Source organism: Coprococcus hominis (ex Arizal et al. 2022) (assembly GCF_040094675.1).
Classification (GTDB): domain Bacteria; phylum Bacillota; class Clostridia; order Lachnospirales; family Lachnospiraceae; genus Coprococcus_C; species Coprococcus_C hominis.
In genome coordinates, this window is record NZ_JBBNHG010000032.1 from 268,217 (window position 1) to 289,050 (window position 20,834).

Below are 20,834 nucleotides of genomic sequence, written 5' to 3' on the forward strand. Positions count from 1 at the left end.
TCATGCTACTGTGGCTCAGTTGGTAGAGCGATTCACTCGTAATGAATAGGTCGTCGGTTCGAATCCGATCAGTAGCTTGGAGATATGCGGGTTGACGATATGTCAGCCCGCTTTTTTCTTAGTGTAAGTTCTGCGAGCGGGAATGTATGAAATTGTATAGATTTATGCAGGATATGGATACAAAATGACGCATGCAGGTACATGATGAAGTTGGGACTGAATAAAATGAGTAAGAAAAGACAGAAAACGACAAATAAAAAAACAGCGCAGAATACGCAGAAAAAATCGGACACAAAGCCGGAAGTGAAACCGACGGATTCGAAGATGAAATCTGTAAAGAGACAGCCAAAACGAATCCGTGAAGCGCGATTTGACAAGCTGGATAATACCGCGAATCTCTTCCCGGTGATTGCCAGCCGCAAATCAAGCAATGTCTACCGGATCGCGGCAACACTGACCGAGGAGATCCAGCCGGAGAAATTGCAGCAGGCGCTCGACATGGTGCTTCCGTATTTTGACGTCATGCATGTGCGTATGAAGACTGGTGTATTCTGGTATTATTTCGAGGATAATCCGAACCCGGCGCCGCGTGTGATGCAGGAGGACATGGGACCTTGCCAGTATATCAATCCGCTGTTAAACCGGGAGTATCTGTTCCGGGTGTTATATTATGAACGAAGAATCAGCTTAGAAGTCTTTCATGCATTGACCGATGGCAATGGTGCGCTGATGTTCTTAAAAGAACTCGTGTACCAGTATCTGCGTCTGGTGCATCCGGAGATCGGCAAGGGCGACCGGATGGAATTGCATGAAGAGACGACTGTCGACCGGGAGGACAGCTATCTGAAGCATTATAAGCGTCCGGCGAAGAAGAGCTATAAGACGGAGAAGGCACTTGTGATCCGTGGGGAAATGTTCCCGCGGGAATATTTCGGAATCATGCACGGCTATCTGCATCTGCCGGATGTCAAGCGCGTGGCGAAGCAGTATGGCGTGACTGTCAATCAGTATCTGCTCGGTGTATTTGCATGGTCGGTATATAAGGGCTATATGCACAGTATCCCGCACCGGCGTCCGCTTGCGGTATGCGTGCCGGTAAATCTGCGGCCATATTATGGGTCTGCGACAACGAAGAATTTCTTCGCGGTCGTGTCGGCAATGTTCCGGGCGGAGCGGGAAGATTATACATTTGAAGAAGTGCTGGCACAGGTGGCAGAGAGCCTGAAAAGCCAGATCACGAAGGAACACCTAGAAGAGATCATGGCATACAATGTGTCAAACGAGAAGAACAAGGCATTGCGTGCAACGCCGCTCTTTATCAAGAATATTGCGATGAAGATTATCTATCAGATGTCTGCAAAGGCGAACTCCGGCTGTGTGACGAACCTTGGTCTGGTGAAGCTTGCAAGCCCGTACGACGCGTATGTGGAGTCGCTGTATGCAACCTTGTCCATGTCGAAGAATCAGAACCTGAAGGCAGCGGTTGTGTCGTATAAGGATACGCTGGTGTTCACATTCAGCTCGGCAGTGCGGGAAGTCGATGTGCAGAAGGTATTCTTCCGCAAGCTTGCAGAAGATGGAATTGATGTCTCGGTAGAGACGAATGGAGTGTATTATGAGTAAATGTAATCGCTGTAATATAAAAGTGAAGGATGACAGCCTGATCTGCCCACTTTGCAAGGGCGCGCTGTCGGAGACAGAGCATGTGCAGCCGGTCTATCCGGACATGCTCCCGAAGCAGCAGCGGATGCGTCTCGCAATCCGCATCGTGACGTTCTGCGTGGTTGTCGGTGTGGTCGTGCTTGGCATCGTAAATTATATGACCTATCATGGTGTTCGCTGGTCACTGGTAAGTCTTGCAGGAATAGCGTATCTGTACTTTACATTTACGTTTACCGCACAGCCACTTGCAGATGAACAGCAGAAAATCATATTTCAGGGAGTAATCAGTGCGGCACTTGTGCTTGCAGTCGATTTTTCTCTTGGCTATGCAGGCTGGTCCGTCAATATCGGAATTCCGGTTGTCGTGATTGCGACGAATATTACAATCTTCGTATTCATGATGGTGCGACGCCGCGACTGGCGAAGTTATATTATGCCGCAGCTCGAACTGACACTGATCGCAGCCGTTGAGCTGCTGTTAGTCAGCCTGGAAGTTGTCACATGGAAGCTTCTGACACTGGTTGCAGTATTTACCGTACTCGTCCAGCTCTTCGGAATTTTCGTGATTGGCGGGCGAAGCACTACGCTCGAACTAAACCGCCGCTTCCGTGTGTAGTATCATTATCAAAAGAGAGGTATGTATGAAGGAGAACGACAAGACAAGTCACCGCGCAGAACTGATGCGTGATATCGTAGCCATGGTCAACCAGAACCCGGTTTTAAAGCAGGCATGGCAGAGAAAAAAGGAAAAATCTATTCAGAACACAGAATTTGAATACCCGGAGCACCTTTCCGTAGAACATATCGACATGGGACTGTTCAAGATGGAATATCTGACATGGAACGGCTCGGAGAATCCATACGTGATCCTACAGCTTCATGGTGGTGGTTACATGTCCGGGTTGCAGGGACAGTACCGGAAGATGGCAGGGCTTTACGCCGAGATCAGCAGTGGAGCGGCAGTGCTTTCTGTGGATTACCGGCTGGCACCGGAGTACCCATTTCCGGCGGCATTAGAAGATGCGGTTGCCGCATATAAATGGCTGCGCGATAAAGGCTATGAATCCGATCGAATCATCGTAGTCGGCGATTCGGCGGGCGGCGGTCTGGCGATGGCACTCTGTATGGAACTGCGCACAAATGGCGAGCCGATGCCGGCGGGATTAGTTGCGATGTCGCCGTGGACGGATCTGGCGATCACGGGAGAATCGTACACGAAGAACCGGGAGATCGATCCGGTCTTTGGTGCAGATGGCGGTGGAGAGATGCTGTTGCACAGCCCTTATATCGGGGAAAATGATGCGAAGAACCCTTTGATTTCACCCATGTACGGAAACTTTACCGGATTTCCGCCGATGCTGATTCAGGTCGGGACACACGAGATGCTGTATGATGATGCGGCATCGGTTGCGAAGAAGGCAAAAGAACAAGGCGTTCCGGTACGATTCACAGTATATGAAGGAATGTTTCATGTGTTTCAGATGAGCGGCACAGTGATACCGGAGTCAAAGCGCGCCTGGGAAGAGGTGGGCACATTTATGCATAAAGTGATGGGACAGTGGTAAGCGTGTGGAGGTAGAGAGCGTATGCGGATTGCACTGGCACAAACGAATATCCTATGGGAAGACAAACAGGCGAATCTCGTCCGGGCAGAGGAATTTGTGATAGCCGCGGACGCGGAGATCGTATTGTTCCCGGAGATGAGCCTGACGGGATTCTCGATGCATACCGATGTGACGGCAGAAATTTGTCAACCGGATGCTGAGATACAGTCGCGTGCGCAAACGGATAGCACTCCGGACATGACGAACCAACCAACAACCGGCTGGACGATTGAACAGATAAAAACACTTGCAGATCGGCACCACACGACAATTGGTATCGGCTGGGTGAAAAAGACAGAACCACTCTGTGAAAACCATTATTCGATCGTAACGCCGGATGGCGGCGTTGCAATGGATTTTGCAAAGATCCATCCATTTTCCTATGGCGAGGAACATGAGCATTTCCAAGGAGGAACGACGCTTTGTACTGGAACACTTGGAGAGTTTCGGGCGGGACTTGGCATCTGCTATGATCTGCGTTTCCCAGAACAGTTCCGGGCGATGGTGCCGAAGACTGAGTTTTTTATCGTGCCTGCGAACTGGCCCGAATCACGTGTATCACATTGGAAAGCACTTCTTGCCGCACGCGCAATCGAGAATCAGTGTTATGTAGTAGGTGTGAACTGCTGCGGCGATATGGACGGACAGTATTATTCTGGCGATTCTGGTTTATATGCACCTGATGGCAGCCTGCTTGTGCCGACAAAGGAAATCCGACTTACGGATGCACTTTGTAAGGAAGAAAAACTGCTCGTATATGACATACAAAACGATGTGGCAAAGATCCGAAAGGCATTTCCGGTATTGCAGGATCGAAAAGAAATTTAACGTTCTTAATAAAATCTTAAATATATGAAATCTAGTATCTTAAAATTCATTTTGCGATAATACAGGTATCATAACAACAGGGATACCTGTATGGTCGGAGATTACCGATTGGGAAGAGGAGAACAATATGTATAACATTTTAGTCTGTGATGATGAGAAGGATATCGTGGAGGCACTTGGTATTTACCTGTCTGCAGAAGGGTACCAGGTGACGAAAGCGTACAACGGACAGGAAGCCTGTGAGAAGCTGAAAACCGAGGATGTGCAGCTTGTGCTGATGGATATCATGATGCCGGTGATGGACGGTATCACAGCGATGAACGAAATCCGTAAGACTTCCAATGTTCCGGTCATCCTGCTCACAGCGAAAAGTGAGGATACAGATAAGATCCTTGGACTTTCCGTCGGTGCGGACGACTATATTACCAAACCATTTAACCCGGTTGTTATGATCGCAAGAGTAAAGGCACAGCTGCGCCGTTACATGATGCTTGGCGGAAATGTCCCGAAGAAGCAGGAGACAGATGCGCTCGAGATCGGCGGGGTTTGTCTGGATGACAGGGCGAAGAAGGTTACGATTGATGGAGAACCTGTGAACCTGACTAAGACGGAATATGCAATCTTAAAATTCCTGATGGAACATCCGAATACGGTGTATGCACCGAAGGATATTTATCGTGCCGTCTGGGAGGATGCACCATTCGGACAGGAGGGCACTGTTGCGGTACATATTCGCCACTTGCGTGAGAAAATCGAGGCAGACCCTTCGGAACCGCGCTACATCAAGGTAGTCTGGGGACAAGGGTATATGTTTGGGAAGGAATGATAAAATGGACAAATTAAAGAAAAGTGCAGTGGCAAAGGTGGTTGCTGCAATCCTGCTTTCTGTATCGCTTTTTATGGCAGCGGTTTCCAGCTGTGTGGTAGTTGCGGCGATTTCCTACGGCGGTTCCAGCCAGATGCAGGCGGAGGCGATTTACGATGGCTATATGGGAAATCTCGTGGATAATTCCTCGTATCAGGTGGACGAATACTACAAGGCATATGTGGAAAGTCAGGATGATACGCAGGAGAATCATACGATACGGTATTATAAGGATTATTTCAATGAGAAAAACAGCAATTTCTACTTCGAGGTCGTACCGGATGATGCAAAGAAGTATCCAACCTTGTCGAATTACAAGGCAGAAGAGTATCAGTATCATGACGTAAGATCCAGGCGGATAATGACCTATACCGGACAGACGACGATCACCTGTAAGCTTTCTCTGGAGGATATCATTGATTTCTGGAAGAACAATTATGTACCGGACGAATATGATGAGGATTACAGCAGCTATGAAGCGGACGAAACTGTATTTGCAACATCCGGGGAAGTTCCTATGTCAATCCGTGACGTGTACTGGGATTGGAGCAATATTTCCTTTGCGGATATGACCGTGGTTGACAGTGCCGTAGATGACGAAGGCAATGCGGATCCGTATATTCAGCTTGACAACACAAATTTTATTTATTATCTCTCGAACAATTCCGCTTATCAGAAGGCAGTTGCACGTGCGACGAAGAAAGCCGGTGATGTGCAGATATACAATGAGAGCCTGACGCTGGATTATGACGGCAGCCTGACGCAGGGCATTGATATGTATACACCGGTTTCTTACACGCTGTATGCCTATGTCAGATCCGACCTGACTGCACGTGATATCTATGCAGAGTCGATCGTGCTGCGGTATTGTAAGCCGGTTGTAAAGGCGGCACCCTATACGCTTGCTGCTTCGATCATTTTGATTCTGGTTATGGGCGGATTTTTGATCACTGCATCCGGACACAGAAAAGCGCAGGAACAGATTACCTGCAATGCGTTCGACCGGATACCGTATGATCTGTTTTTGTATGTATTCTTCGCGGTTTTTGCAACGGGAGTCAATGTAATTAATTATTATGTATATTCCGGGATTGATGAGCTGTTTTTAGCAGCAATCTATCTGGCTGTCGTGGCATTGCTTTTCCCACCGCTTCTGATGACGACATCAACCAGAATGAAGGCTTCCGGCTGGGCAATGTTTGCAAACACATTGATCTGGCGGCTTTGTAAACTGCTTGTGCGGGTTGTAAAGTGGGCGTTTGGCAAGCTTCGGGATTTATTCCGTTTCCTTGGAAGACATTTTAACCTCTATTGGAAATGGATTGGCGGATTGGCAGGAATCGCACTGCTCCGGTTGATCCTCGTGGCTGCAAGTGGTTCTGCCGGACTGGCAATCATGCTGGATCTGGTATGTGCGGCTTTGCTTGCGGTATTCCTGATCCGCGTGATCGTGCAGATGTATCGGCTGAAGGATGGTGCGAAGAAGATTGCGGACGGCGAGACCGATTATAAGATCGACACGACACATATGCTGCCGGAATTTGCGGCACATGGCGAGACATTAAACTGTATTCAGGACAGCGTGCGCGTGGCAGTGGCAGAACGGATGAAGAGCGAGCGGATGAAGACGGAGCTTATCACGAACGTTTCCCATGATATCAAGACACCGCTTACGTCTATTATCAATTACGTGGATATCCTCTCCAAGGAGGGCGATTTAAGTGACAAGGAAGCAGAATATCTGGGGGTGCTGCAGCGACAGTCTGCAAGGCTCAAGAAGCTGATCGAGGATCTGATCGAAGCGAGCAAGGCGTCTACGGGTAATCTGGAAGTGCATATGGAACCGACCGACGTGGAAATGCTTTTAGAACAGGCGCTCGGAGAATTCGAAGAGCGGCTTGCGGCATGTAAGCTGCAGCCGGTAGTGACGAATTATCTGACGAAGAAATATGGTGCGCAGGCAGACTGCCATGTCATGGCAGATGGCAGACATCTGTGGCGCGTGTTCGACAATCTGATCGGAAATATCATCAAGTACGCCCAGCCAAACAGCCGGGTATACATCGATATTGACGAGGCAGAACCGGGAGAGATTACAGTGACCTTCAAGAACATTTCGAAGGAACCACTCAACATCTCTGGCGATGAATTAAAGGAACGGTTTGTCCGTGGCGACCGTTCAAGAAATACAGAGGGCAATGGACTCGGACTATCCATTGCGCAGAGCCTGATGGAATTACAGAACGGCAAAGTGGAAATAATGATTGACGGAGACCTCTTCAAGGTTGTATTATTGTTAAAGACCGGAAACTGTAAAAATTAGGTGAATTTTGGGTAAAATCCAGCAGACCGGCTTATAAAATGTCAATAAAGAGAATAGGAGAAAAAGATGGATATTTTTGACGTTCTATCCATGGTTGGTGGTCTCGCATTGTTTCTGTACGGTATGCATATAATGGGAGACGCATTAGCGAAGATGTCAGGTGGTAAGCTGGAAAAGGTTCTCGAACGCCTTACCTCCAATAAGTGGTCTGCTGTGTTGCTTGGCGCAGGTGTAACGGCAGTCATCCAGTCATCCGGAGCGACGACGGTTATGGTCGTTGGTTTTGTTAACTCCGGTATCATGAAGCTCAATCAGGCAGTCGGTATTATCATGGGCGCGAATATCGGTACAACGGCAACCTCGTGGCTGCTGTCACTGTCCGGTATTGACGGAGGAAGCTTCTTCCTTCAGATGCTGAAGCCGACCTCTTTTACGCCGATTCTGGCTGTGATTGGAGCGATTTTAGTTGTATTTTGCAAGAGTGAGAAGAAACATAACATCGGAACGATCTTACTTGGTTTTGCGATTCTGATGTATGGTATGACCGCAATGAGTTCGGCAGTGGAACCGCTTAAGGATGTTCCGCAGTTCACACAGATTCTGACGAAGTTTGAGAATCCGCTTCTCGGAGTTATTGCAGGTTTTGTATTGACGACAATCATGCAGTCTTCCTCTGTGTCCGTAGGTATTTTGCAGGCACTTTGTTCCACGGGCGCTGTCTCCTATGCACTTGCTCTCCCTATCATTATGGGACAGAATATCGGCAGCTGTACGACTGCGATGATCTCAAGTGTGGGAGCAAGTAAGGATGCAAAACGCGCGGCAGCGGTTCATTTTTACTTTAATGTAATCGGAACGGTTGTATTCATGTTAGTATTTTATATCTCCAATGCATTTGTACATTATGCATTCCTGCCGCAGGCGGCAAATGAGGTAGGAATTGCAACGATCCATTCGATCTTTAATATTGCCGCAACGATTGTGCTGCTTCCGCTTTCCGGATTCCTGGAGTTTCTTGCTGTCAAGACCATCAAGGATGACGACGAGGAAGAGGATGAGCTTAGCAAGCATGACAAGGTACTGCAGCTTTTGGATCCTGTATTCTTAGAGAGACCTGGTTTCGCAATCATGCAGTGTCGGAAGGTAGCTTCTGAGATGGCAGAGCTCTCCATGAAATCTGTTGGACGTGCAGTCGGATTGCTTACCGCATACGACGAGGAAATAGCGGAACGGATCCGCAAGGAAGAAGATACCGTCGACAAATACGAGGATCAGCTTGGCACATATCTGCTCCGGCTCTCCACGAAAGATCTTTCGAAGGAAGATGGACACCGCCTGTCACTGATGCTTCATTCGCTGGGAGATATTGAGCGTATCTCGGATCTGGCGGTGAATATACTGTTGGCAGTGGAACAGATGCATAAGAAAGAACTGATTTTCTCGAAGAAGGCGATGGATGAGCTTGCTGTCTACAGCAAGGCATTGAAAGATATCCTGACAATGACAGTCGATGCATTTGAGCAAAATGACCGTTATAAGGCAGCGCTTGTACAGCCTTTGGAAGAATTGATGGACGATATGAACAAAGAACTCAAGAAACGTCATGTCAAGCGTCTCCGCAAAGGCAAATGTACGATTGAGCTTGGACTTAGTCTGTCAGATATCTCGGATACTTACGAGCGTATCTCCGATCACTGCTCGAATATTGCTACCTGCGTAATCCAGGTGGAGGATGATGAACTCGATGCACATGAGCATCGCAAAGAAGTGAAAGAGCAGGATGCGAAGTGGTACGACGAACAGTACCGCGCATATGAACAGAAGTATGCACTGCCATAACAGTTGATAATAATAGAAAGATATGCACGGATGTGCATGCAGGTCATCATGCGGATACATGGTGACGGATCATAACATGTTTTCAATAGACCTGTATTTTATCTGGCGGACAGATGAAATGCAGGGGCAGATAGTTGTAAACGACAATTAATTCTGCTATATTGGGGACATGTTATTTTTATACAGATTTTTGGATTTGTATAATACGCGGTAAGCGGGAATAACAAAATCAAAATCGGTAGACAGGAAAGAAGGAAGAGGTTATGAAGCTCGAATTAAAAGATATAAGAAAAAGCTTCGGGGAAAAAGAAATCCTGCATGGGGTCAGCTTCGCGGTGGAGAGCGGACGGGCACTCGGGCTGCTTGGTCGAAATGGCGCAGGCAAGACGACGACGATCCGGATTATCATGGATGTATTCCATGCGAATTCCGGTGAGATTATGCTCGATGGAGAAATATTTCACCCGACGGCAAGCCAGGTTGGATATCTGCCGGAGGAACGGGGGCTTTACCCGAAGAAGAAAGTACGTGACCAGATGGTGTATCTTGCTATGCTCCGTGGCATGAATAAGAAACAGGCGAATGAGAGCACTGTAAAATGGCTGGATCGTCTTCATGTATCCGAATATATTGACCGGAAATTAGAGACATTATCAAAAGGAAACCAGCAGAAGGTACAGCTTGCGGCAACTCTGGTCGGTGAGCCACAACTGGTAATATTAGACGAGCCGTTTTCCGGGTTAGATCCGGTCAATGCACAGGTGTTAAAGGACGTCATCCGGGAATTGATCCGTGAAGGCCGCATCGTTATTTTCTCCAGCCATCAGATGAGCTATGTGGAAGAATTCTGCGAGGATATCGCGATTATCAATCATGGCGACGTCGTATTAGCCGGACATCTTGATGATATCAAGGATACGTACGGACGTGGCAGAAAGACGATATCGGCGGATAATTACAGCCCGCAGGAACTGGCTGATATCTGCAGGGAGAAGCTGTCTTCTTATGCAGTTGTTGAGCGTGTGACTAAAAAGTACGTGGTGCTTGAAATGAAAACCCAGGCTGATATGTGGCAGATCCTTGATATTTGTAAACAGACAGGTGTTGAAATTCACCAGTTTGGAGCCTATGAGCCATCCTTGAATGATATCTTTATCTCTTGTGTCGGGGATGAAGAACCGGATGCGGAAGCAGCAAAGGAGGCGGTATAACATGAAACAGTTTTTCACGATATTAAAGTTTGAGCTGGACAACTATTTTAAGAGCAAGTCATACGTGATATCTACAATCCTGATTGCTGTTTTGGCAGCGGGCATCATGTTTGTTCCGCGTGTCAAGGATGCAATTACGGGAGATAAGAAGGATTCTACCGTTCAGGACAGCGCTTCAAAGGAGGATTCTTCCGCAGAGGCGGATGCAGAGCATACATATGGGGTCTACGATCCGGATGGAATTTTGATCATTGACGTGGATGGCTCGGTATGGGGGTCTATGGAAACAGGAATAAATCTGGTCAGCTTTGACAGTGAGGATACTTTGAAAAAAGCGGTTGAAGAGGAAGAAGCAGCCGCCGGATTTGCGGTTCATTCGCTGTCAGACTACGATTATTATGTATATAACAAGAGCATGGATAATTCCGATGCGGCCGTCTTTGACAGCTATCTGGGGATGCTTGTCAAACTGGATTACTGTGAGAAGCATGATCTGGATCTGAATGAATTCATGGAGGCATCCTATAAGGAGATTACCCATGACGAGTATGTGCTTGGCAAGGATAGCACACAGAATTTCTGGTACTGCTATGTGCTGGTAATCCTGATATTTATGCTCATCATCATGTATGGCATGAGTATTGCGTCCTCTGTTACAAATGAGAAGAGCAACCGTTCCATCGAGATTCTGGTTACCAGTACCGATTCAACGGCGCTGTTGTTCGGCAAGGTATTTGCAGGTGCCGTGGCAACGGTATTTCAGGTCGGAATCATTGCTGTCTGTCTGCTTGGTTCGTACCAGTACAATAAAGATTTCTGGGGCATTGACCTTGGCATGTTCCTGGATATCCCAGCCAATGTATTGGTTGTATTTGCCATATTTGGAATTGGCGGATTCCTGTTCTATGCGTTTCTGTACGGTGCGCTTGGTGCTCTGGTATCGAAGATTGAGGACTTGAACAAGTCTGCCGGATCAGCACAGATGATTATCATGATCGTATATTTTGTTGTGCTGCTTCAGCTTGACAAGGTGGATGGCGTACCGATGAAAGTCTGTTCCTTCCTGCCGTTTAGCTCTTACAGCGCCATGTTTGCACGTGTGGCGATGGGACATGTACAGACATGGGAGATCATCGTATCTGCGGTAATTCTGTATATTTCCGTTGCACTTATGGGTGTGATCGGCGGTAAGATCTTCCGGAGTTCGACATTGCGTTACGGAAATCCGATCAAGCTTACAACAGCAATCAAAAACCTGCGTAAGAAGGATTCATAACGAATTCAGAAAAGAATTCAGAAAAGGAAAATGGTGGCTAGATCCAGCCACCATCGAATTTCAATATTTCGCCGGTCATATAATCCGGCATTGCCAAAATATGAGAGATACAGGCGGCGGCTTCTTCGGGAGCCGCCATTTTTTCTGCCGGGATTTCCTCACAGAGCGTCTTCTTCTCCTCGACAGACAGATGAGCGTTCATGGTCGTGTCCACGGCACCGAAAGCAATTGCATTGACCGCGATATGACTTGGGGCTAGTTCCTTCGCAAGCGCCATCGTCAGGCTGTTGATGGCCCCCTTCGTCGCTGAATAAGCAACTTCACAGGAGGCACCGACGAGTCCCCAGACGGAAGAGATATTCAGGATGCGTCCCCGCTGGTTGCGGACCATATCTGGGATGACAGCGTGGCAGGTGTTGTAGACGGATGTCACATTGATGCGCAGGATGCGGTCGAATTCCTCCGGTGTCATGTCCTGAAAAAGCCCGACGAGCGAGATGCCTGCGTTGTTGACGAGTGTATCGACAGGATGTCCGGATGCAGCAAGTGACCGGACACATTCTTCGACAAATGCAAAGTCGGATACATCCCCGGTAAATGGAATGCATTCGCAATTGGTTGTGGTGTGAATCTGATTCGCAACGGTATTTAATTTTCCGTCGGTATTCCGGCTCATAATGGCAACACAGTCGTATTCTTTTGTTAACTGATAGGCGGTGGCTTCGCCGATTCCGCGGGAAGCACCGGTAATAAGTGCTGTTTTCATAGGATTGGAACCTCCTTGTTTGGTTGTAGCATATATGATCAGGATGCAAGTTCTTCACAAAAAATCCATACTATGATTATGCTATAAACGGTTGAAAAAAACAACAACATTTGCTATACTTGGAAAATGTATTGAAAAAAAGACTAGAATGAGCGACGGTAGATACGAATAGAAAAAGATGGAAACAACGTATGACGTAGATAGGAGAAAATTATGAGTGGAAGAAAACAGCAGACGGCGGCAGGATTGTTCTTTTCGATGTTGCTTCGCGCGGCAGTTATTATATTAGGACTTGCCATTGTGGCATTTGGTGCATTTTTTGTAATGCAGGCATTAAAGGGGAACACAGCGAAGGATACGCCTGCGACAACCCTCGATGAGAATGCATTGACGGATTCTCAGGTGGATGATCTTCAGATCACACCATCCACAGAGGCTGAGACAACCGAAGCTGCACAGGAGGCTGAGACAGTCAGTGCAACGGATAGGAAGATCCTGGTGCTGAACAGTACCGATATTGCTGGACTTGCAGGACGATGGTGTGATACATTAAATGCAAATGGATATGCAAACACAAATGCATCGGATTACACAGAAGCACTCGCTGATACAAAGATTGTAGCAAGAGAAGATGGCGTGGGCAAAGAACTGGTACAGTATTTTGCAAATGCCAGCTATGAAGTTGGAACTGTGACAAGCAATGTGACAGAATCCACAGACGGTTACGATGTCGTGATCATTATCGGTGCATCTGACAGCAATCATTAAAAGCGAATAAAAATCAATGGCGGACTCCATACTAGAGGTTAGTATGGAGTCTTTTTTCGTATGGAGGTTTGTGTGATGATTGCAAAGAGGTATGGTCTGATGACTGTGGGGGCATTTTTGATGGCTTTCTCGGTCGTTGTCTATTTTAATCCGCTGGAACTGGTAACTGGAGGTGTGACCGGACTGGCAATCTTACTGGAGCATTTGTTTCATATCCCACTGTGGCTGGTTAATGCGGCGGTCAATATTCCGTTGTTTATCATAGGATATAAGGTACTTGGGAAGCTGATATTTTACCGGACAGTCTATGCGACGGTGTGTCTGTCTGTGTTTCTCGGATTGATCCGTCCACTGCCGCTTCTGACAGGTGATGTACTGGTAGATGGGCTGTGTGGCGGCGTGATCATGGGTGGCGGACTTGGTTTGATCTTCCTGCAAAATGCGTCCTCGGGCGGTGCGGATATGACAGCACAGATCATCAATCGGCGTATTCCGCATGTATCCGTTCCAAAGCTGATGGCAATCGTGGATGGCATCATTATTCTGTTCGGAATCGGCGTGTTTGGGCTTCGCAATGGAATTTATGCACTGATTGTCCTGTTTGTCATGACAAAGGTCTCTGATCTGGTGCTGGAGGGACCAAACCATGCAAAACTTATGTATATTATTTCGAATGAAGAAAAAGCACTTGCGGAATACATTACCGGACAACTGGGACGGGGCGTTACGCGGGTTCCGGCACAGGGTGGATATACCGGCTGCCCGAAGCAGATGCTGCTCTGTGCACTTAGTTCAAAAGAAATGGTAAATGTCAAGCGGAAAATTTATGAGCTGGATGACCGGGCAATCTGTTTTGTGGGGGATATTCGGGAGGCTTATGGTGAAGGTTTCACAAAATATAGCTAGTCAGAATTCGGTAAAGTTTGTGAAAAATCCACAAAAAAATCATGAAAAAATTTTTCATATACAAATTACACAATATTTTTCAGCCTTATTTGTTGAATAGTAATATGGCAACTTCGGGTCATTTGGTGTATCATACAAACATCATGAGTCAGATGATTATAGCTAAAATCTAAGGAGGAAAAATCAAAATGGCTAGTTTACAACTTAAGAATGTTTATAAAATTTATCCAAATGGCTTCAACGCTGTAAAGGACTTCAACTTGGATATTGAAGATAAAGAGTTCATCATCTTCGTTGGACCTTCAGGATGTGGTAAGTCAACAACACTTCGTATGATCGCAGGTCTTGAGGATATCAGTTCCGGTGAGCTTTGGATCGGTGACAAGATGGTCAACGATGTAGAGCCTAAGGACAGAGATATTGCGATGGTATTCCAGAACTACGCTTTGTACCCACATATGTCAGTTTATGATAACATGGCATTCGGTCTGAAGCTTAGAAAGGTACCAAAGGAGAAGATTGATAAGCAGGTACATGAGGCTGCTAAGATTCTTGATATCGAGCATCTGCTTGACAGAAAGCCAAAGGCTTTGTCAGGTGGTCAGAGACAGCGTGTGGCTATGGGACGTGCAATCGTTCGTGAGCCTAAGGTATTCCTTATGGACGAGCCTCTTTCAAACTTGGATGCTAAGCTTCGTGTTCAGATGCGTGTTGAGATCTCTAAGCTTCACCAGAGACTGCAGACAACTATCATTTACGTAACACATGACCAGACAGAGGCTATGACTCTTGGTACAAGAATCGTAGTTATGAAGGATGGTATCATCCAGCAGGTTGATACACCTCAGAATCTGTATGACAAGCCATGCAACCTGTTCGTAGCTGGATTCATGGGTATGCCACCTATGAACTTCATCGATTGTAAGGTTGTTAAGTCTGGAGCAGACGTATTACTTATGTTCGGTTCTCACTCAATCAAGGTTCCTGATGCTAAGGCTCAGAAGCTTATCAGCGGTGATTTCCTTGATAAGGAAGTTGTTCTTGGTATCCGTCCAGAGGATATTCATGATGAGCAGCTCTTCATCGAGTCTTCACCTGAGAGTGTTATCGATGCAAGAATCAATATTTACGAAATGCTTGGTGCTGAAGTATATCTGTACTTCACAATCGATCAGTTCGATATCACAGCAAGAGTAAATGCACGTACAACAGCAAGACCTGGTGATACAGTTCAGTTCGCATTTGACCTGAGCAAGATCCACATCTTCGATAAGGAGACAGAGGAGATCATCATCAACTAGTCAGGTGCTTGGTTCTAAAATTTGAACAAAGTGTGATTTTTCAGAGGAAATGCATAAAAATTATGCGTTTCCTCTTTTTTTTTTTGCATTTTTCGTGTAGAATGTACTTTGTATGAGTATAGGCAATGTCGAATAATTGGAAAGTATTTGACATTGACAGAAGAATATATAAATGTTACAATTTTGTTACAGAATTTTTAAAAATTCACAACAAAGAATAGGGGTGGACGAATGATTTCGAATCAGATACTGCAGGATACGGTTACTGGAATTAAGTCAATTACACGTGTAGAACTCTGTGTGATGGATACCGAAGGTAAGATACTTGCGACAACTATGCGCGGAATGGAAGAGTATGAGGATGAGGTTGTGAAATTCTCTGAATCAGCAGCGGACAGTCAGGTGATTCGTGGCTTCCAGTTTTTTAAGGTGTATGATGAGAATGAACTGGAATATGTCATACTGGCAAAAGGGGATGCCGAGGATGTCTATATGATCGGAAAGATGGCAACTTTCCAGATTCAGAATCTTCTGGTGGCATATAAGGAGCGTTTTGATAAGGACAACTTTATCAAGAACCTGTTGCTTGACAACCTGCTTTTGGTGGATATTTACAACCGTGCGAAGAAGCTGCACATTGAGACAGATGTAAAACGTATCGTGTTTATTATCGAGACAAAGACGGAGAAGGATACCAATGCATTGGAGACAGTCAGAACCTTGTTCTCCAGCAAGACAAAGGATTTCATTACGGCAGTTGACGAGAAGAATATTATTCTTGTCAAGGAAATAAAGCCAAGTGAGACTTACGAGGACATGCGCAAGACGGCAAAAGTAATTGTGGATATGCTGAATACAGAAGCCATGTCATCGGTCAATGTTGCATACGGTACAATCGTCAACGAAATCAAAGAAGTGTCCCGTTCTTATAAGGAAGCAAAGCTTGCACTGGACGTAGGGAAGATCTTTTACAGCGACAGAAAGATTATCGCATACAGCAATCTTGGAATCGGTCGATTGATCTATCAGTTGCCACTTCCACTTTGCAAGATGTTTATCAAGGAGATTTTTGATGGTAAATCACCAGACGAGTTCGACGAGGAGACATTGACAACAATCAACAAGTTCTTCGAGAACAGCCTGAATGTATCTGAGACATCCCGTCAGCTTTACATTCACCGTAATACTTTGGTTTACCGTCTGGATAAGCTTCAGAAGAGTACCGGACTTGATCTCCGGGTATTCGAGGATGCCATTACCTTCAAGATTGCCCTTATGGTTGTGAAATATATGAAGTACATGGAATCGTTAGAGTATTAAAAGATACGCTCAAAAGGAGATAATAAGATGTTAGAACTGAGTCACGTGAAGATGAGGTATCCGGCGAGTAAGACGTATGCCTTGAACGATGTAAGTTTGAAGATAGAAAAAGGCGAGTTTGTGTTTATCGTAGGTTCTTCCGGATCTGGTAAGACGACGCTGATTAAGCTGTTGTTAAAGGAGTTAGATCCAACCTCTGGAAAGATCAAGGTTGCAGACACAGATTACAGTAAATTAAAGAGAAAAAATATTCCGAAGATCCGTCGTAAGATCGGTGTTGTATTCCAGAACTTCCGGTTGCTCAAGGATCGTACGGTATATGAGAATGTTGCATTTGCGCAGCGTGTCATTGAGACGCCAAGCCGCTACATTCGCCGGCAGGTACCAGCGATGTTGACATTGGTTGGACTTGCGGATAAATATAAGTCATTTCCAAAGCAGTTGTCCGGTGGTGAGCAGCAGAGAGTTGCACTTGCGAGAGCACTGGTAAATAAGCCAGAGATCCTGCTTGCGGATGAGCCGACTGGTAACTTGGACCCGAAAAATTCATGGGAGATTATGCGCCTTCTGGAGGATGTCAACAAGAAAGGAACAACGGTTGTCGTTGTAACGCATAACAAAGAGATCGTCAATATGATGAAGAAACGTGTAATCACGTTGAAGCATGGCGAAATAATCAGCGATGAGCAAAAAGGTGGGTATATCGATGAGGATTAGTTCATTCATGTATAGTATCAGACAGGGTATTAAAAATATTAAACGAAACCTTTTGTTCTCATTGGCATCAATCGGAACAATTGTTTCCTGTCTGTTCTTATTTGGTTTATTTTATTGTGTGATCGTGAATTTCCGTACAGCAATGACGGATCTGGAGAATACAGTTACGATCTCTGTATTCTTTGATGAAGGTGTAACAGATGAGAATATCACGATGATCGGTCAGCAGATTCGACTGCGTGATGAGGTCAATACGCTGGATTTCATTTCCGCAGATGAGGCATGGAAGCAGTATGCAGAAGAGAAGTTTGATGATCCGCAGGCAGCGATTGATGCATTCCAGGGGGACAACCCATTGAAGAACAGTGCATCATATAAGATCACATTGAAGGATCTGTCAAATCAGGCAGAATTTGTACAGTACTTAAAGGGATTGACCGGTGTACGTAAGGTACTTAGCTCCGAGGTAACTGCAGACGGTGTGGCAGCACTGAACAGCGTTGTCAGCTATGCATCCATCGGAATTATTGTGATCCTGTTGCTCGTATCGATCTTCCTGATCAGTAATACGATTACAATCGGTATTACTGTGCGTAAGGAAGAAATTGGTATTATGAAGCTGATTGGTGCGACAAACTTCTTCGTACGTGCGCCATTCATTGTAGAGGGTGTTGTGATCGGACTTGTGGGATCATTGATTCCATTGATCTTGATCTACTATATGTATGATACAGTGGTTCAGTACATCATCGGCCGGTTCTCCGTTGTACAGAGCTTATTTGCATTTGTACCGGCAAAGGAGATATTTGCAGTTCTGATTCCATTATCTGCGGGTATTGGTATCGGACTTGGTTTGATTGGTAGTTTATTGACAACACGGAAACATTTGAAAGTCTAGGAGGGAAGCATATGAAGTGTAAAAAGCTTGTGAGAACAATCATTGCATTTGCCGTGGCTGGAAGCATGAGTATGACGGTAAATGCGACGAGTATTTCGGATCTGAAGGATCAGAAAGATCAGAAGGAAAGCAAGAAGGAAGAAGCAGAAGCCGTTCTCGCCCAGTTGGAGAAAGAACAGAATTCGATTCTGGATGCGATTGCAGAACTGGATGCGCAGGTAACGGAATATACAAATGAAATTACGGATCTGGAGGCGCAGCAGACTCAGCTCGAAGCAGATATTGAGACGAAGCAGACTGAGCTTACGGCTGCACAGGAGAAAGAGCAGGAACAGTATGAGGCGATGAAAGAGCGAATCAAATACTCATACGAAAATGGTAATCCATCGTATCTGGATGTACTTTTCTCAACCTCCGATATCTCGGATATCGTAAATCAGGCAGAATATGCAGATCAGATTTATTCTTACGATAAGAATATGTTTGATGATCTGGTAGAGACACGACAGACGATCGCAGATACAAAGGCCGGTCTGGAAAAAGATCTGAAGGATGTTGAGGATATCAAACTGGAAGTGGAAGACAACAAGGCTGCTGTCGAGGTTATGATCGAGGGTAAGCAGGTACAGGTAGCAAACTACGAATCATCCATCGGTGATTACGAGGCAACGATTGCAGAGCTGGAGCAGGATATCGAGGCAACCAATCAGGCAATCGCAGCCGCAGAGGAAGCATATAGACAGCAGCAGGCAGCCGCAGCGGCCGCGGCAGCAGCTGCAGGAAGCACAACAACGGCACCGACAGATGTAAATATCACATATACAGGTGGAAGCCTGCAGTGGCCAGTATCAACTGGAGGAACGGTTACTTCCAGATTTGGACCGAGAGAGAGTCCTGGAGGTATTGGTTCGAGATATCATCAGGGATTGGATATTGGATGTCCGACAGGAACACCGATTGTAGCATGCGAGGCTGGAACGGTAATTGCGGCGTCTTACTCAAGCTCGATGGGTAATTATGTAACGGTTGCACACAGTTCGTCTATGTCAACTACATATATGCATAATTCAAGCTTGTGTGTCAGCGTGGGACAGACGGTATCGCGTGGACAGGTCATTGCGCTTGCTGGAAGTACCGGAAATTCGACAGGTCCACATTGTCATCTTGGATTAAGAATCAATGGAAGCTATGTTGATCCATGGCCGTATTTACAATAAGATGAAAGCGCAAGGTTAAAGGAGAGTAAAAGTAGACGTGAAAAAGAACATGAAAAAACTATGGGCTTTGGCGTTGGCAACCGCGTTATCTGTTGCATGTATCGGTTGTGGAAATCAGACAGAGTCAAAGAAGAATACACGGGAATCCATTGATGTACAGACGGATTCGGATGCAACACAGGCAGATACGTCAGAACCAGTAGTTGCATCGGATCTGTGGCAGGACAGTTCAGTTGCAAAGAAGGTCGATGAGATCAATTCCCTGATTGACAAGTATTATTATTTCGATGTTGACCGTGATAAGCAGGAAGAAGCGTTGTATGACGGAATCATGGATGGTCTGGATGATCCGTACTCTGTCTATTATACAAAGGAAGAGTATGCAGAACTGCAGGAAGATACTTCGGGTGAATATGTAGGTATCGGTGCAGTTGTGACGATGAATTCCGATATGCGTGTCGAAATCGTACGTCCGATCAAGAACAGCCCGGCTGAGCAGGCTGGACTGAAGGCAGGCGATATTTTAGTTCAGGTAGATGACACGGAGATTACCGATCAGGAGCTTTCTGTGGTAGTAGATATGATCCGTGGCGAAGAAGGAACGAAGGCACATCTGAAGATTTACCGTCAGGGCGAATCCGATTATCTGGAGTTTGATGTAGAGCGTCGTACTGTGGAGAATTACACGGTAGAAAGCGAGATGCTGGATGATCAGGTTGGTTATATTGCAGTTACACAGTTCAACGACAATACAGCACAGGAATTTGAAGATGCTATCGATGAGGTGCAGGCAAATGGTGCAAAAGCAGCGATTATTGATTTGCGCGATAATCCAGGCGGACTTCTGACAGCTGTTGTTGATATGTGCGATTACATTATGGATGATGGCGTGATCGTCTCTACAAAGGATCGTGATGGAAATGTGATTGGCGAGTACAAGGACAGTGGAAAACATAGCGTCGATATCCCATTAGTAGTACTGGTAAATGGAAATAGTGCGAGTGCATCTGAGATTTTCTCCGGCGCCATGCAGGATTCTGGCAAGGCGAAGCTGGTTGGGACAACGACATTCGGTAAAGGTATCGTCCAGTCAGTCATTCCGCTTTCCGATGGAACGGCAGTAAAGCTTACGATTGCAAAGTATTTTACACCGAACGGAAATGATATCCACAAGAAGGGTATTACACCGGATTATGAGGTCGAACTTCCGGATGGAAAGGCATCTGCAGTCAATATTGACCGCGCAGATGATACGCAGTTACAAAAAGCGCAGGAAGTTATTGCAGAGATGCTAAATAATTAGTATAATAAGCAGGGGTTTTATCGAAAGATA

Annotated in this window: 18 protein-coding genes and 1 tRNA gene; 18 read left to right on the forward strand and 1 reads right to left on the reverse strand. The window is 46.0% G+C overall.

Annotated elements, in window-relative coordinates:
- The first annotated feature begins 4 nt into the window (after positions 1-4).
- From AAAT93_RS09420 to AAAT93_RS09465, 10 genes are all read left to right on the forward strand, one after another.
- A tRNA-Thr gene (locus tag AAAT93_RS09420) sits at positions 5-77 on the forward strand.
- 148 nt (positions 78-225) lie between these two features.
- Positions 226-1,623, forward strand: a complete 1,398-nt coding sequence (locus tag AAAT93_RS09425) for a hypothetical protein (RefSeq protein WP_227573152.1) — start codon at positions 226-228, stop codon at positions 1,621-1,623.
- Positions 1,616-2,278 (forward strand): DUF6320 domain-containing protein, encoded by a 663-nt coding sequence (locus AAAT93_RS09430; protein WP_117780031.1) that lies wholly within the window; start codon positions 1,616-1,618, stop codon positions 2,276-2,278. Before AAAT93_RS09425 ends, AAAT93_RS09430 begins: the two co-directional genes overlap by 8 nt.
- Before the next feature lie 25 nt (positions 2,279-2,303).
- The gene (locus AAAT93_RS09435; protein WP_118545451.1) at positions 2,304-3,227 is read left to right on the forward strand and encodes an alpha/beta hydrolase; all 924 of its coding nucleotides are present in this window, start codon (positions 2,304-2,306) and stop codon (positions 3,225-3,227) included.
- Between the two features lie 21 nt (positions 3,228-3,248).
- The gene (locus AAAT93_RS09440; RefSeq protein WP_227573153.1) at positions 3,249-4,094 is read left to right on the forward strand and encodes a nitrilase-related carbon-nitrogen hydrolase; all 846 of its coding nucleotides are present in this window, start codon (positions 3,249-3,251) and stop codon (positions 4,092-4,094) included.
- 127 nt (positions 4,095-4,221) lie between these two features.
- Positions 4,222-4,920 carry a response regulator transcription factor gene (locus AAAT93_RS09445; protein WP_118374365.1) on the forward strand — a complete coding sequence of 233 codons (699 nt, stop codon included), beginning with the start codon at positions 4,222-4,224 and terminating at the stop codon, positions 4,918-4,920.
- A gap of 4 nt (positions 4,921-4,924) precedes the next feature.
- The gene (locus tag AAAT93_RS09450; RefSeq protein WP_227573154.1) at positions 4,925-7,282 is read left to right on the forward strand and encodes a sensor histidine kinase; all 2,358 of its coding nucleotides are present in this window, start codon (positions 4,925-4,927) and stop codon (positions 7,280-7,282) included.
- Between the two features lie 66 nt (positions 7,283-7,348).
- Positions 7,349-9,121 carry a Na/Pi cotransporter family protein gene (locus AAAT93_RS09455; protein WP_118545459.1) on the forward strand — a complete coding sequence of 591 codons (1,773 nt, stop codon included), beginning with the start codon at positions 7,349-7,351 and terminating at the stop codon, positions 9,119-9,121.
- Positions 9,122-9,384: 263 nt separating this feature from the next.
- Positions 9,385-10,332: an ABC transporter ATP-binding protein gene (locus tag AAAT93_RS09460; protein WP_227573155.1), complete on the forward strand. Its 948-nt coding sequence runs from the start codon at positions 9,385-9,387 to the stop codon at positions 10,330-10,332.
- 1 nt (position 10,333) lies between these two features.
- On the forward strand, positions 10,334-11,608 hold the full coding sequence (locus AAAT93_RS09465; RefSeq protein WP_227573156.1) for an ABC transporter permease: 1,275 nt from the start codon (positions 10,334-10,336) through the stop codon (positions 11,606-11,608).
- 37 nt (positions 11,609-11,645) lie between these two features.
- Here AAAT93_RS09465 and ymfI read toward each other — a convergent pair whose 3' ends face one another.
- On the reverse strand, positions 11,646-12,374 hold the full coding sequence (gene ymfI, locus AAAT93_RS09470; RefSeq protein ID WP_227573157.1) for an elongation factor P 5-aminopentanone reductase: 729 nt from the start codon (positions 12,372-12,374) through the stop codon (positions 11,646-11,648).
- Between the two features lie 213 nt (positions 12,375-12,587).
- Between ymfI and AAAT93_RS09475 the strand changes: the two genes are divergently transcribed.
- The 8 genes from AAAT93_RS09475 (at position 12,588) to AAAT93_RS09510 (ending at position 20,804) form a co-directional block, all read left to right on the forward strand.
- Entirely contained in the window at positions 12,588-13,142 is a 555-nt protein-coding gene (locus tag AAAT93_RS09475; RefSeq protein WP_227573158.1) for a LytR C-terminal domain-containing protein, read from the forward strand.
- Between the two features lie 75 nt (positions 13,143-13,217).
- Positions 13,218-14,048 (forward strand): YitT family protein, encoded by an 831-nt coding sequence (locus tag AAAT93_RS09480; RefSeq protein ID WP_021985954.1) that lies wholly within the window; start codon positions 13,218-13,220, stop codon positions 14,046-14,048.
- Positions 14,049-14,236: 188 nt separating this feature from the next.
- Positions 14,237-15,349, forward strand: coding sequence for an ABC transporter ATP-binding protein (locus tag AAAT93_RS09485; protein WP_021985955.1), 1,113 nt, complete (start codon positions 14,237-14,239; stop codon positions 15,347-15,349).
- A gap of 231 nt (positions 15,350-15,580) precedes the next feature.
- Entirely contained in the window at positions 15,581-16,669 is a 1,089-nt protein-coding gene (locus tag AAAT93_RS09490; protein ID WP_021985956.1) for a PucR family transcriptional regulator, read from the forward strand.
- Between the two features lie 27 nt (positions 16,670-16,696).
- The gene (gene ftsE / locus AAAT93_RS09495; protein WP_021985957.1) at positions 16,697-17,386 is read left to right on the forward strand and encodes a cell division ATP-binding protein FtsE; all 690 of its coding nucleotides are present in this window, start codon (positions 16,697-16,699) and stop codon (positions 17,384-17,386) included.
- Positions 17,376-18,284: a permease-like cell division protein FtsX gene (ftsX, locus tag AAAT93_RS09500; protein ID WP_021985958.1), complete on the forward strand. Its 909-nt coding sequence runs from the start codon at positions 17,376-17,378 to the stop codon at positions 18,282-18,284. Before ftsE ends, ftsX begins: the two co-directional genes overlap by 11 nt.
- Positions 18,285-18,295: 11 nt before the next feature.
- Positions 18,296-19,501: a murein hydrolase activator EnvC family protein gene (locus tag AAAT93_RS09505; RefSeq protein ID WP_227573159.1), complete on the forward strand. Its 1,206-nt coding sequence runs from the start codon at positions 18,296-18,298 to the stop codon at positions 19,499-19,501.
- Positions 19,502-19,550: 49 nt separating this feature from the next.
- The gene (locus tag AAAT93_RS09510; protein WP_227573160.1) at positions 19,551-20,804 is read left to right on the forward strand and encodes a S41 family peptidase; all 1,254 of its coding nucleotides are present in this window, start codon (positions 19,551-19,553) and stop codon (positions 20,802-20,804) included.
- Positions 20,805-20,834 lie beyond the last annotated feature (30 nt).

Coding starts and splice junctions, on each gene's coding strand:
- AAAT93_RS09425 (WP_227573152.1), top strand. CDS start 226: ATGAGTAAGAAAAGACAGAAAACGACAAATAAAAAAACAGCGCAGAAT.
- AAAT93_RS09430 (WP_117780031.1), top strand. CDS start 1,616: ATGAGTAAATGTAATCGCTGTAATATAAAAGTGAAGGATGACAGCCTG.
- AAAT93_RS09435 (WP_118545451.1), top strand. CDS start 2,304: ATGAAGGAGAACGACAAGACAAGTCACCGCGCAGAACTGATGCGTGAT.
- AAAT93_RS09440 (WP_227573153.1), top strand. CDS start 3,249: ATGCGGATTGCACTGGCACAAACGAATATCCTATGGGAAGACAAACAG.
- AAAT93_RS09445 (WP_118374365.1), top strand. CDS start 4,222: ATGTATAACATTTTAGTCTGTGATGATGAGAAGGATATCGTGGAGGCA.
- AAAT93_RS09450 (WP_227573154.1), top strand. CDS start 4,925: ATGGACAAATTAAAGAAAAGTGCAGTGGCAAAGGTGGTTGCTGCAATC.
- AAAT93_RS09455 (WP_118545459.1), top strand. CDS start 7,349: ATGGATATTTTTGACGTTCTATCCATGGTTGGTGGTCTCGCATTGTTT.
- AAAT93_RS09460 (WP_227573155.1), top strand. CDS start 9,385: ATGAAGCTCGAATTAAAAGATATAAGAAAAAGCTTCGGGGAAAAAGAA.
- AAAT93_RS09465 (WP_227573156.1), top strand. CDS start 10,334: ATGAAACAGTTTTTCACGATATTAAAGTTTGAGCTGGACAACTATTTT.
- ymfI (WP_227573157.1), bottom strand. CDS start 12,374: ATGAAAACAGCACTTATTACCGGTGCTTCCCGCGGAATCGGCGAAGCC.
- AAAT93_RS09475 (WP_227573158.1), top strand. CDS start 12,588: ATGAGTGGAAGAAAACAGCAGACGGCGGCAGGATTGTTCTTTTCGATG.
- AAAT93_RS09480 (WP_021985954.1), top strand. CDS start 13,218: ATGATTGCAAAGAGGTATGGTCTGATGACTGTGGGGGCATTTTTGATG.
- AAAT93_RS09485 (WP_021985955.1), top strand. CDS start 14,237: ATGGCTAGTTTACAACTTAAGAATGTTTATAAAATTTATCCAAATGGC.
- AAAT93_RS09490 (WP_021985956.1), top strand. CDS start 15,581: ATGATTTCGAATCAGATACTGCAGGATACGGTTACTGGAATTAAGTCA.
- ftsE (WP_021985957.1), top strand. CDS start 16,697: ATGTTAGAACTGAGTCACGTGAAGATGAGGTATCCGGCGAGTAAGACG.
- ftsX (WP_021985958.1), top strand. CDS start 17,376: ATGAGGATTAGTTCATTCATGTATAGTATCAGACAGGGTATTAAAAAT.
- AAAT93_RS09505 (WP_227573159.1), top strand. CDS start 18,296: ATGAAGTGTAAAAAGCTTGTGAGAACAATCATTGCATTTGCCGTGGCT.
- AAAT93_RS09510 (WP_227573160.1), top strand. CDS start 19,551: ATGAAAAAACTATGGGCTTTGGCGTTGGCAACCGCGTTATCTGTTGCA.